Origin of the sequence: Stieleria bergensis (assembly GCA_007745635.1) — a bacterium.
In the GTDB taxonomy this organism is placed as follows: Bacteria; Planctomycetota; Planctomycetia; order Pirellulales; family Pirellulaceae; genus Stieleria; species Stieleria bergensis.
The window spans coordinates 3,722,428-3,735,813 of sequence record CP036272.1; the positions used below are offsets into that span (position 1 = coordinate 3,722,428).

General features: G+C 55.5%; 8 protein-coding genes. All 8 read right to left on the reverse strand.

The features are described 5' to 3' along the window. Positions 1-48: 48 nt before the first annotated feature. The 8 genes from SV7mr_RS12970 to SV7mr_RS13005 all read right to left on the reverse strand — a co-directional run bounded on the left by SV7mr_RS12970 (position 49) and on the right by SV7mr_RS13005 (position 12,813). On the reverse strand, positions 49-1,515 hold the full coding sequence (locus SV7mr_RS12970; protein ID WP_145272627.1) for a type IV pilus modification PilV family protein: 1,467 nt from the start codon (positions 1,513-1,515) through the stop codon (positions 49-51). Further along, positions 1,512-3,008, reverse strand: a complete 1,497-nt coding sequence (locus SV7mr_RS12975) for a pilus assembly FimT family protein (RefSeq protein WP_145272629.1) — start codon at positions 3,006-3,008, stop codon at positions 1,512-1,514. Before SV7mr_RS12975 ends, SV7mr_RS12970 begins: the two co-directional genes overlap by 4 nt. Positions 3,009-3,011: 3 nt before the next feature. Continuing rightward, complete coding sequence (locus SV7mr_RS12980) at positions 3,012-4,427, reverse strand: type II secretion system protein (protein ID WP_419187339.1); 1,416 nt, start codon at positions 4,425-4,427, stop codon at positions 3,012-3,014. Positions 4,428-4,464: 37 nt separating this feature from the next. Further along, a complete protein-coding gene (locus tag SV7mr_RS12985) occupies positions 4,465-5,682 on the reverse strand; it encodes a type II secretion system protein (RefSeq protein WP_145272634.1) in 1,218 nt (405 codons plus the stop codon). A gap of 181 nt (positions 5,683-5,863) precedes the next feature. Next, positions 5,864-7,303, reverse strand: coding sequence for a type II secretion system F family protein (locus SV7mr_RS12990; RefSeq protein ID WP_145272637.1), 1,440 nt, complete (start codon positions 7,301-7,303; stop codon positions 5,864-5,866). A 260-nt stretch (positions 7,304-7,563) separates the two neighbouring features. Continuing rightward, positions 7,564-9,276, reverse strand: a complete 1,713-nt coding sequence (locus SV7mr_RS12995) for a GspE/PulE family protein (protein WP_145272640.1) — start codon at positions 9,274-9,276, stop codon at positions 7,564-7,566. A gap of 61 nt (positions 9,277-9,337) precedes the next feature. Beyond that, on the reverse strand, positions 9,338-10,456 hold the full coding sequence (locus SV7mr_RS13000; RefSeq protein ID WP_145272643.1) for a type IV pilus twitching motility protein PilT: 1,119 nt from the start codon (positions 10,454-10,456) through the stop codon (positions 9,338-9,340). A gap of 599 nt (positions 10,457-11,055) precedes the next feature. Further along, the gene (locus tag SV7mr_RS13005; RefSeq protein ID WP_145272646.1) at positions 11,056-12,813 is read right to left on the reverse strand and encodes a GspE/PulE family protein; all 1,758 of its coding nucleotides are present in this window, start codon (positions 12,811-12,813) and stop codon (positions 11,056-11,058) included. Positions 12,814-13,386 lie beyond the last annotated feature (573 nt).

The following is a 13,386-nucleotide window of genomic DNA, read 5'->3' on the forward strand; positions in this document are numbered from 1 at the left end:
CAATAAGCAACGAATCATTGCGTCGCAGTGCGTGTTTTGTAGGTTCGACTATTCGAATCGAAACGGAAATTGGTAGACGCTGACAACATCAGGCATCGATACCAGGATGGTCCCAAAGTCCGGATGCCCAAACTCATCATCAAAGGTGTAAACAGGCGGTGCTCCAAAGCGCGACGCGTAGGGGCCTGAGCCCAAGGTGCGCGAGGCGTCTGTCACTTGCGCGGGATGGAACACCCAGTCCGGACCCCGTACTGCAATCCGAGTTTTGTAATAGGGGACAGCATCAGGCACCAACAGCGGGTCTTCCGGCACGTCGGTGATCTGGAACCAGCCAAATTTCAACTGCCCAGCTGGATTCGGGTTGTACACGGGAACGGTACCGCCGGTAATCGAAGCCAACGGAGATGCGGCAAACGCCGCGGGTGGATTTTGTGGGTGGTCTTGTCGCATCAAGCAAACCCAGCCGCCCTCTTTCAAATTCGGTGGCGTTGCCGCAGACGTGCAAAAGACAAACTCCCCGCCGCCGCCACCGATAAAGGGCTTCGGGGCGTAAGTTACATAACCGACAACTTCGCCAGCAAAGGTCGCTTCTTCATCTCGCGGCTGACGGACGTCACCATAGAAAGAGGCGTAAGGCTGCAACTGGTGTTTCAGACTGTCACCATTTCCAAGTGTCTCGCCGCCAGGCACGATCACCGTTTCACGATCTTGCATCGTGACAACAGCCGCATTGAATTGGTTTGAACCCGGCGCGATTCGACTCATCATGACCATCGAAGAGAAACGGCCAACGGTGTTGCTGCGACTGAGCGAACGCATGGCGTTATCACTGCGAACCACAAACAAACCCGCACCAAAGGTTGAGTCTTCCGCCACCGAAACCGACATGTCATCCGTCGTCGATGCACTCAACCGCGACATTGCCAATCCGGGCACCAAGTTCTGGACCGAAGCGGGCAGCGCAACACGAGGCATTCGAGGCGTATTCCATACCAAGTTAGGACCGTTGGTGTCTGGAAATTGCCACGTCACGCCATGCGAAACCGTAATCGGCAAGGCAGGATCCACCATGGGAACATGATTCCGGTCATAGCAGGGAAACAATGTCCGATCGTAACCGTTCGCGTTTCCAACGAGACGCAGATTGTTTGTTGCTGAAACGAACCAGGGATCAATACAGAATGCATCCGGCAGCTGTGAAAAGTCAAGATTGCCGTAACGACGGTTGCCGTTGGCGACCGCCACTGCATTGGAAGAATACGGAATCACCAATTGATCAATGGAACGACTCAGTTTGGCAATATCCGATGCAATTCGGTTGCTCACTTCTTCAGCCGATCGGTCATCCCGCAGCGATGAGGATGCGTTGTTGGTTGCCACAGGCAAAATCGTTGCCACGCCAAGCAAACCAATGGTTAACACACCAACCGCAAAGAGCACTTCCATGATGGAGATGCCACGGCGCGATGCGTCACTTAAAACCCGAAACATGGGCATCGAATTTGAATCACTCACTGGACGGTCCCTCCACTTGCTAACTTACGGGCCTGCAGCAACCGATAGCGCATCACGTTGCGAGCACTTTGGCCGGGGACGGGTCCCAAACCGTAATAATTCGAAAACACGCCTGGTGGTGGTTGACCAGCGACGCCCACCTGAGTCACCGCCCCACTGCTGGGCTGAATATTGATCCAAACACAATCGGTGTTGGCAAAGTTGGGCGTCTGAGACACTTCCAAGGCCAACGGCGGTTGCGGATCATTCAGCGGGAAATCATTCCCAGTGACCTGATAGTCCGTTCCATCAATATGCTCGGGGAACCGGGCTCCGTCATCAATGTTATCTAAAACTCCGTCGACGAAACCCACGTTAAATGCCAAGGTGGTTCCGGTGACCAATCGCTGTGGCACAAAACCGGTCACCGTGTTTCCAGCGACAAGCCGTTGGTCATAGTAAACCGAGTCCACTTTCCCATCGGGGGAAAACATGACGGCGATATTATTGAACTGCACATTGGCGGCCATGGCGGGGGCATCCACGCCAGGAGTCGAATCAAAAATCGCCTGAGTGCCGAAGGCCAACGGATCTTCGGTGGGGCCGCTGATCGACAAGTCAATCACGGACTTACCAACCAAAGTCACCGGAGCCAATGCAGCCGGGATCGGATTGGTCAGGAATCGAAACGAGATACCCTGATATGGCTCAATACCACCGGGGAATCGAGCCTCATGGAACTGTGCCGGCTGCGGCGCGGCGGGAAAATCCGCCGTCAACAGTGGGTTGGTTGGTCGATAGACACCAGTTTGTGTGCGCGTCTCGGGCGTTGTTCCAACAAAGTTAAAGTCAACGAGCGTTCCGATCTCGTTGAACTGAAACACCGACGCCCCTGTCAAACGGTCGACCATGTCCGTCGTGTAACCGGTTACTTTCTCTGCACGCTCGATCTCAAACACATAACCAGAATCGCCCAGAGAAAATCGAGTGCCCGCCGTCAGCAAATTCTGTGCGGCCAACGATGGCGAGGGGCCAGCGGCGGCATACAGCAATCCAGCCGAACGCTGCGGGAAAAAGATCCGTGGGGCAACCAAAAACTGCGGCGCCGCAATGCCTGGCAAAGGCGTACTCGCAGCGGTTTGAAAGACGGGATAGCAGACCGCATCTTCGGTATCACCACGGTACTCGATTGGCGACTGAACGTAATACATTCGAGTCGCATAGTTTGCGGCAAAGAAGTCCAACTGATCCGCAGTTCCATCACCAATACTTCGGCGGATCCGTTCAATCACAACGCCGAACGGCCGGCCGGTACGAATCGCTTGAGCCCGGGCGTTGACGAACGCGCCCTGCACGATCCCAGCACTGCGAGACAAAGATGATGTACGCATCCCTTCTTTCAGTGAAGGCAACGCGATCGCGGTTAGCAATGTCGCGATCGCTAGCGCCACCAGCAGCTCAATAATCGTAAAGGCAATGCGTCGAGGACCATCGCCCGTCCAGTTTTTGATCATCAATCAGAATCCTGCGTCAAGCGATGTAATGTTGTCCGATGCTGTCTCGGGATCGAGAATGCCACCAAGTCCAGCACCTTGCTTGGACTGCGCAATCATGGCAGCACTGAAATTGAATGCACCGTTGTATGTGACGTCTGTCAGAGAAACGTTGTAGTACGGGTCCGGGTATCGCCAAAGCGACGTGCCACCACCGGTTTCCAAGGGATAGATTGGGCCGACCGATCCAGATTCGAAGTGAACCACCGAGCTGCTGTACTGCGCCGACACACCACTCTCCGGTACACCATCCTCATCGTCATCCAAAAAAGGTAAACGGATTCCAAAGGCCTTGTCACGACCGGAGCTAATCACAACTGGAGGCAAATAAATCGGCCATTCCGAAGAAACCACTGAAGCTTCGTAGCGCACGTCGCTGACCAGAAAATCCATCGGATCTGGATCCACCGGGAATTGCTCGGCGACATTCGCGCCGGAGGGGCGAAAGTTCTTGATCGCGGGTGAACGGAGTCCAATCGGTTCACGAATGAACGCATAAGGCTTCTCCCAGGGATCCAAGATCTCGGGAATGCCATCGCCGTCAGTGTCGCGGATTCGGTCGGAGGGAATGTTGTCGATCGCCTTGCCGTTGTGCAGATTGGTTGTGGCCAGGATGAGATACAGGCATTCAGCGGATTCGTGCTGCCGAGTCCAGGTCATCAACGTGCCATCAATGCGCGTGCGCACCAAGGTGTTGAACGTCGCGTCATTGGTGGCAATTGCGATTGCGTCATCTTCGGGACGCGTGGCGGGATTCGCAGCACCATACTGCGCGTCAAGCTCTTCGGCGGACAACAATCCGACCAAGCTACGCATTTGGTTCCACTGTGAAGGTGGCTTCACCTGAACAGCGTTCGTCACAAAACTCACTGGAGCATTGTTCCCATTGAGATCCCTTAACTTCTGGACCGAATTGTTCCACGATCGGAACTGAATCGTGGCGGGCGGATAAAGCAAATCCGCCTGACACTCGGGCAACGCCATCCGCGCAACATCTCGTCGGGCTAACATGATTGCTCTGGCACGCTCTTGAGCCGCAAACGCGTCCCAGCCAGCTAGGGCAGTGCTAGACAACGGAGGCACGCCACCACCAAATGGAACACCAATGCTACCGGCTGGGCCGTAAACGAAATTGATTGGTGCCAACGAGATTTCACTCATCCGCCCTTGGATCACCGTACCAACGGTCGCCAATTCAGTCTTGGCTCGGTTGGCCTTGGCGTCACTCATCGCCGAAGCCAGAGCCAGAGCAAGTACACCGGCCAGGATGCCCATGATGGTGATGACGACCAGCAACTCGACCAGCGTGAAACCGGTTGCCAAGCGCGAACGCACTGGGCGCGCTGGCGGTGTTGTCGTTAGGCGTCGATTAATTTCCATGTTCAACCTTCTCTTGCGTGCTCCGAATGTCATCCGCTTACTCGATGCTGTCGATGAATGTGCCGGAGAGGAAGTTGCAAATGTTGTCTTGGAACGGATTGCCGGAGACTCCGAAACCACTCAGACCAGTGACGTCAAAACGCTGAATCAAGGCGCCGCCAGGTGTACGAGCCAACAGCTCCGCAGGCGTTGATGCGGAACCCGCCAAGCCCGTATCGACCAGCTGGCCAGATGACTGCCAATAAACCGGTGGGGCATTCGATGCGTCGGCACCAAGATCAGAGTCCGAAACCCCGCCGTATAAACCATCCAGACCCGGTGCCAGCACTTGGAAGGTCCGTGGGTTCTCGAACAACCAGGCCGTCAAGGCATTGGCCGCGGTGCCATAGGATGCAGCCGTCGCATTCTTGCCAGGGTTAATGGAAACGACCGGACGAATGGCGTCGAAGCCAGACGGCGTGTCTGATGTTGTGCGAGCGTAAGCGTTAAACAGGTAGCTCCCGTTTGACTCATCGCCAGCGTTAAAGCGGTAGGTACGTGAGTCGAAGTAAACAATGGGACTTTGGCCTTCACGCAGAACATAGGTTGGGAAAACGTCGTTCCCAAGCAAGTCGTCGTCCAAGCTCAAGTACCGCGATCCAACAACGCTGGGATCCTTGGCAACCAGCGATAAACGACTGGCTTCGAACTCAACGATGGGGGCAACCCGACTGGGGTTGTATTCCACGTTCAAAGGATTCTCGCGGCTTACCGCCGGATCGACGATCAACAGCGGGCCACCGCTGCCAGTGAATGGATACTGCGGGTCACTGCTGAAACCACCCAGGTTCCACACGACGGCTTCCGCTCGATCGAGCACGGCACCGTTCCAGGTCAACGCAGAAATCGCGCTCATCTGGTTGGCGTCGTTATCGGGCAAGGTATCACAGAGACGGAAGAGCAGATTGAGTTCACTTTGGGCGATGTCGGGGAAGATTTTCAAGTAGTGACGACGCACGATCGGCCAGGACATCATGTCTGGCGGATAGTCTCCGTACTTGGTGTTGTACGAATTGATCCCGTTTTCGATGTTGGTCACTTCGGCCTTCATCGCAGATGCGATCGCCGTTCGGCGAGCACGGGCGATGGCGGGAATCGCCAATCCAACCAACACGCCGATCACGGCGATAACCACCAGTAATTCGACCAAGGTGAACGCGTGTCGATTCGGCTTGCCAGCCTGTCGCCGCGCTATCGTGCTTCGTAGAACGTTCATCGTTTTCTTGACCCCGGTTAAGGAAGCGTAGTTTGTCTCTGGCACCGTTTCCGGTGTGCAGCGGGCTGATCAAATCGACTCAATCGGACCGCTAGGATTTGAATTCAGTTTGTCAGCATTGACTCTGCGGCCACCAGGCAAGGACGTTGTGCCTGGCAAGGCCGCCAATGGCTTGAATGGTTTAACTGAGGCTGGTGATCAGGGAGATCAACGGCAGGAACAAGCTGATCACGATAAAACCAACCGTCAGACCGAGGAACACGATCATCAATGGTTCAATCAGCGCGGTCAAACCATCGGTCATCGTGCGGACTTCTTCGTCGTAGGTGTCCGCCACTTTGTAAAGCATGGTGTCCAATTCGCCGGTCTCTTCACCGACGTCGACCATGTTGACGACCAGATCGTTGACGATCCGAGACTTGATCTTCAGCATGTACCACAGGGATGCGGCCACGGCACCCAGAGCGGCCCCACCGGCAGCCATTTGGTTCAGCAGCTCCAACGTTCCCGGCGTCTCAGCCAGGGCACTTGAGCGACTGGTCAAGGCCACCGACAGCAAGACCAGCCCGGGAAAGCTGCCAAAGAGGGCAAAGAAGAACAGCGCCATTGGGTGAAAGCCCAATTCGCTTTTCTCCTTCATCGGCTTACTGATCACTTCACCTTCTTTCACCGCGTCGCTGACCCGCGTGAACAAACGTTCGAAGATCGCGTTGGACGAGGTTTCACGGGTAATGTTCAGCGCTTCCAAAATCGGCACACCACTACTGACCAAGGTGCCCAATGTTCGCGTGGTACGGGCAAGGATGTTCTTTTCGATCAGGCCACCAAAGATCGGCACTTTGATGATAAACATGTCAAAGCCCATCCGCCCGTGCCTGAATTTTCGTAGCAGTTTGACGAACAGCAAGAACATCACCGGGATCACGAACAGCAGCCAAAAGAACTTGGCCAGGTAATCGCTGATGGCGATCAACAGCAACGTTGGGGCGGGCAGTGTTAGATCGAACTCTTCAAACATCTCTTTGAAGGTTGGCACGATCAAAATCATGATCAAAGCCAGAATGCCGACCGCGACAATCGCCACCACGATCGGGTAGATCAGGGCGCCTTTGACTTTACGCTTGAGCGATTCGGCTTGCTCAAGGAACTCTGCCAGCCGCTGCAGGATGGTTTCCAACGCACCACCGGCCTCGCCAGCCTTGATCATGTTGACATACAGTCGGCTGAAGACTTTGGGCGACTTGGCCATCGCTTCACTGAGCGTGGCCCCGCCTTCGATCTCTTCACAGACGTCCATCAAGGCGAACTTCAACTTGCCGGGCTTCTGGTTATTTTCCAGGATCTTCAGCGAGCGAAGAATTGGCAGGCCGGCATCCTGCAGAATGGACAACTGGCGAGTGAAGGCACAGATGTGTTTTGTTTTGGCGCCACCGATGGCGAACCCGCGTTTTTTCTTCGGCCCAGAGGCAGCCGTCGCAGCCTCTTTCTTGACGGAGATCTTCGTGACGAAGTATCCCATCTGCCGAATAGTCGTTTGCGCCTCTTCTTCGGTTGCGGCATCGATCTCGTCCCGGATTTCCTGTCCGGCCGCATCCATCGCTTCGAATAAATAGGTAGGCATAGTGATTCGCCTTTGAACGGGAACGGATCAAACAACGCTGCCACAGGGCAGTCAGGCTACCCTCAGGCAGCCCCTTGCAAGGCGGCATTCGCAACACAGCGAATGCGGCTTGCTCAGCAGCGAGTGGACTGGGCCAGTCGCTGGGCCAGTCGCTGGGCCAGTCGCTGCGTCATTCGCTGGGCCGGTTGGTTGATCAGTTCGTTATCGGGTTCAAGTTAATAAAAGGTGTCAGGAACTTAAATAGGTTGCAAACGCAAACCTTAATCGGAAACAGTCTCGCGAACGATTTCATCCAAGGTGGTGACGCCATCGTAGGCCATATTCAAACCGGCCTCACGCAGCGTGACCATTCCGTCGCGCTCGGCTTCGTCACGCAAATCATCCGTTGAGCAATTGGACATGATCATGTCACGGATTTTGTCGTTCATGATCATCAGTTCAAACAAAGCAATCCGTCCTTTGTAGCCGGTGTTATTGCATTGATCGCAACCGGAACCTCTAAAGAAGGATTTGCCAGCAATCTGGTCTTTGGTCATCCCCAGCTCCATCAACAGTTCAACGTTGGGGCTGGTTTCTTCACGGCACTTGGTGCAGATCCTCCGAACCAAGCGTTGTGCCAAAATGGCTTCGACGGTCGCACAGGTCATGAAGGTGGGAATGCCCATGTCTTTCAGACGGGTGACGGTTGCCGGTGCGCTGTTGGTGTGCAGGGTGCTGAACACCAAGTGACCGGTCAGCGCGGCTTGGATCGCGATCTCGGCGGTTTCCAAGTCACGAATCTCGCCGACCAGGATGATGTCTGGATCTTGCCGCAAGATGGCCCGCAGGCACGAAGCAAAGGTCACGCCCACATCATGATCAATCGGGATCTGAATGATCCCATCGATGTCGTATTCGACGGGGTCTTCGGTGGTGATCAATTTGTCCTTGACGTCGTTCATTTCGGACAAGGACGAATACAAAGTGGTGGTTTTACCAGATCCCGTGGGCCCGGTAACCAAGATAATGCCGTTGGGGCGATCGATGACTTTGCGGAACGTGTTGATGGTGTCTTCATCCATCCCGACGTTTTCGAGTGACAGGTTGACGACCGAGCGGTCAAGCACTCGCATGACGACGCTTTCGCCAAACATGGTTGGCAGCACGCTGACTCGCAAGTCAACCGGGTGGCCACCGACCATCAGTTCGATTCGTCCGTCTTGTGGCAGGCGGCGTTCGGCGATGTCCAGGTTCGCCATCACCTTGATCCGCGTGGTGATCGCGAACGCCAAGTGACGTGGCGGCGGAACCATTTCATAAAGCACGCCTTCCGCCTTGATGCGAATCCGGAACTCGTCTTCAAACGGCTCCATGTGAATGTCACTGGCGTGGTCTTTAATGGCCAACAGCAAGACCATGTTCAGCAGCCGCCGCACGGGGGCGGAATCCGCCAACTGTTCGGCGTCGGTGATGTTGAACTTTTCGCCATCGAGTGCCGAAATCGCTGCTTTCAGCTCTTCGTCTTCGGCCAGTTGCTGAACCAGCTTCTCAACGCTTTCGGATTCACTGTCGTAGTAGCGTCCGATGGTTTGGTCGATGTCCCGCTCGGTGGCGACCAACATTTCGATGTCGTGACCGAGGAACGTTCGCAGCTCATCCTGGATGCTCAAGTTCTGGGGGTCGCAGGTGGCGACCGTCAGCAGATTGTCTTCAAATCGAATCGGCACGACTCGGTAGAGCTGTGCCATGGTTTCGGTAATTCGCCCCAACAGGTCGGCCGACAGCTCGATCTCTTCGAGCGAGACGGTTTGCATCGACATCTGCTCTGCCAATGCCTGAACCAATTGATCTTCGGTGACCAATTGCATCTCTTCAGCAACTTTTCCAAACAGCGCACCAGGCTGCTGTTCCTGTTCTTCCAGGACGATGTCACGTTGCTCGTCGGTTAAAAAACCAAGGTCAACCAGAATCTGTCCGATACGACGTTGGGCCATAATGCTGTCTTAGGGAGGAGAAGGTGTCTAAATGCGTCTTGCGTCAAAGTTGTTTGTTGAATCAGCGAGCGTTATCGTCATCGCCGACCGGCGACGATACATCGGCAAGGCCTTTGCGAGCCTGGACGATTCGCTTGGCCAAGTCATCCGGGCGATGAGCTTTTGCCAAGACATCTTCAATGGAAACGGTCTCTGCTTTCCAGTGGTTAAACAAAGCATCGTCCATCAGCTGCATGCCAAACTTTGCTCCAGTCTGCATGGCACTATTGATCCGAAAGGTCTTGTTTTCACGAATCAAGTTGGAGACACCGGGGGTGACCACCAAGACTTCGTAAGCCGCACAACGACCGCCACCGACGCGAGGCAGCAGGGTCTGAGCGACCACACCGATCAAGGTACTGGCCAACTGAGTCCGAATTTGGTCCTGCAAGTTCCCGGGGAAAGCATCAATGATCCGGTTGACCGTCCCCTGAGCGCTGTTGGTGTGCAGCGTGCCAAAGACCACGTGTCCCGTTTCCGCAGCACTGATCGCCGCTTCGATGGTTTCCAAGTCACGCAACTCACCGACCAGAATCACGTCGGGGTCTTGTCGCAATGCACGCCGAATGGCTTCGGAAAAACTGGGCACGTCCACACCAACTTCACGCTGGTTGATCGTGCTCATTTTATGGTCGTGGTAAAACTCGATCGGATCTTCGATCGTGATGATGTGGTGATCGATCGTTTCATTGAGCAAGTTGATCAGACTCGCCAGCGTGGTCGATTTCCCGGAACCGGTCGGACCGGTGACCAAGAACAAGCCGCGAGGCCGGTGCACCATCTTGACCACCGAATCGGGCAGGCCCAGTTGTTCCGGAGTCAGCTTGTCATTGGGAATCTGACGCAGCACCATGGAAATGAAACCGCGCTGCTTGAAAACCGAGACCCGAAAACGAGCCAGTTCGCCAAAGGCAAAACCAAAGTCAGCACTACCGGACTCTTGCAATTCACGCTGGCAACGTTCAGGCGTGATCGACTTCATCAACGCCACTGCGTCTTCGCCTTCAAGCGTTTTGGTTTCCAGTTTTCGCATGCGACCATGCAAGCGAAACACCGGTGGTTGCCCCACGACAATGTGAATGTCGCTGACACCCTGCTTCACAGCAGCTTGCAACAGTTTGTCAATTAGGATCCCAGCCATTCCAAATTACCTCAGCGTCTTTCCAAAGGTTGTTTCGTGGGGAATGCTACCGAATCCCTTCTCGGTCGCAACCGTGTCCCCCCGGCCAATCAGCAAGCCGCGCCCAGAATCCTTCGGGGCTGGCCCGATCGCTGGATTCGGCCCCAGCGGAGCAGCCAAAAACCGAGCGCCGCTGCAAAACGGTAGCACCGCATTAACACTCCGCTGAAATACAGGCTGAGGTCGCCAGCGAGGTACACAGCGAGGTGGCTGAATCGGACCGCTTCGGGCTAGACCGATACCGGAGGATGTACAGTAGGCCATTGGTGATGAAAAGAAGAGGAAAAGGAGAGCCGATCTGGCTCCCGGTGCAGCCATTATCACACGGCTGCTGGAAAACTTCAAAAAACGGACCCAATCGATCCGCCACACAATCACTTACCCCCCTCTGCCAGGCCTGCAAACGCTCGCTGGCTGGCCCGGTTTGAACTCGGTCCCTTCGGCCTTTGCCCCGCGGTGCAGGACAACAGCCAATCCGACTCGCTCCGCCGGCAAGGCCAGCCTGTTTGCTGCCAGCGGCAGATCCCACACAAGCCGCGCAGCCAAGCGATGCGACGGGCTTAGAGCGAGTCCAAATCTTTGACCAAGTGATTCATCGCCAGCTCTTCTTGCTCGGTTCGCTTGGCCACCCGGTTCACCTCGTCAAAGGTTGTCACGCCACGGATCACCTTCAGCATGCCATCGGCATAAAGCGTCGACATCCCGGATTTTATCGCCTCAACTCGCAGCGTGTTGGTATCGGCGCCGGCGAACATCAGTTCGCGAATCTTGCCATTGATGATCATCAACTCGTAAATCCCGATCCGTCCGCGGTAGCCACTGCGAGCACAATACGGGCAGCCTTTGCCGCGCGAGAATTCTGCTTGCTCAACCATCTCCGGCGGCATTTGCGAATCGGCAATCACCGCTTCGGAGGGCTGGTAGCGAACCTTGCAGCGAGGGCAAATCGTCCGCACCAAACGCTGAGCCAGGATCGCGATCACCGAGCTGGCGACCATGTAACCGGGCACTCCAATATCCACCATCCTGCTCACAGCACTGGGCGCATCGTTCGTGTGTAGTGTACTGAATACCAGGTGTCCTGTCAAAGACGCCTGGATTCCCATCGAAGCTGTCTCCTCATCTCGCATTTCGCCGACGAGGATGATATTTGGGGCTTGCCGCAACATACTTCGAATAATCAGCGCGAAGTCCAGTCCGATGCTGTGCCGAACTTCGACCTGGTTGATCCCCGGCAGGTAATATTCAACGGGGTCCTCGGCCGTAATGATCTTGCGGTCGGGCCGGTTCAGCGAGTTCATCGCCGCATACAGCGTGGTGGTCTTTCCAGACCCCGTGGGCCCGGTGACCAAAATGATCCCGTTGGGCCGACGAATGAGCGAGTTGAAGGTTCGGTAATCGCGTTGACTCAAACCGAGCTGCCTCACCCCCACTTTGATGTTGTCTTTATCCAGGACCCGCATCACACAGGACTGGCCGTGGTTGGTGGGAATGATGCTGACGCGAAGGTCAAGCTGCTTGTCACCGACGGTGATTTTGATCCGCCCATCAGTGGGGCGTCGTTTTTCGGAGATGTCGATCTTGGACAGAATCTTGATGCGGGCGATCAATGCGGAGAGCATCCGCCGGGGGGCACTTTCCCGCTCCACACAGACGCCATCAATTCGATAGCGAATTCGAATGCGATCTTCAAACGGCTCGACGTGAATGTCACTGGCCCGCAACTGAACGGCTTCTTGGATCATCAGGTTGACCAGCCGAATCACGGGCGCTGCCGAGTCGTCGTTATCGTCCGCTTCCTCGGTTTCCATCCCGGAGGTTTCGGTGAAGTCGATGGCGGTGTCGGTGAATTCTTGCAGGATCGAGTCAGCCGATTCACCTTCAATCTGCCCGTAATAATGGTGAATCGCCCCCTGAATCGCCTCTTTGGGGGCCAGTGCGGTTTCGATTTTCCGGTTCAGGATGAATCGCAGCTTTTCGATGGTCTCCAGATCGAAGGGGTTGGAGATCAGAATCTGCAGTGCGCCGTCTTCGTTGCTAAAGGGCAGCACTAGGTTTTCGCGCGCGACCGCTTCGGGGACCAATTCGATGACTTCGTCGGGAATTCGGTGCTCGCGAAGGTCAACAAAGGGGATTTTGTGAAACTCGGCCATCGCCGAGGTCACCTGCTCGGGCGAGGCATATTCCATCTGCACCAAGATTTCACCGACGTCAAGGCCCTGCTCTCTGGCAACGCCTTCGGCTTCGGAGAGCTGATCCAGGCTGATGGTACCGCGTCGCAACAGTAGGTCTGGATAGTCTTGACTGACTTGGCTCATATGGAGGGCCTTTTTCGCTGGTTAGACAACTTTGATGAGACGAGATCGATCGCTTGGCAGCATCCATCTGCACACGCGAATTCGATTGATTGGAAGACACACTGGCAACCGCAAGCGGAACGATCTGCATTGGATCGACCTTTGGGGACGCCACGACCCGCAGCCTGACCGCGACGATTCCGCCGTGTTTTGGCTTGAGCACTGAACCAGGATCGACATTTGCACCGGCTCACTGTGGTGATTCCCGGCCAACAAGTGTTTGCCGCGTGTGGACTCCGCGGTTCATTTTAGCTCGACTTTCGGGTTCCTGCGACAGGCAGAGAAACAACTCGACCGTAACTCTAGGCGTTTTTTGTCGGTTCGGGGGATTAACAGACAGCCAGCAGCGATGGTGCCCAGGCATTTGCCGCTTGACCACGAGCGGAGACCAGCGGCCCAATCGCCAACGGCGAATTCGACAGAGAGCGACCCAAAGGGCCATGACGGACTGATGAAACCACGCCTGGATCAAAAAACAGCGTCTAGCCCCCCAAGGGTTCATGGTGCCAGCCACCACGTCGCCTTACACTGACG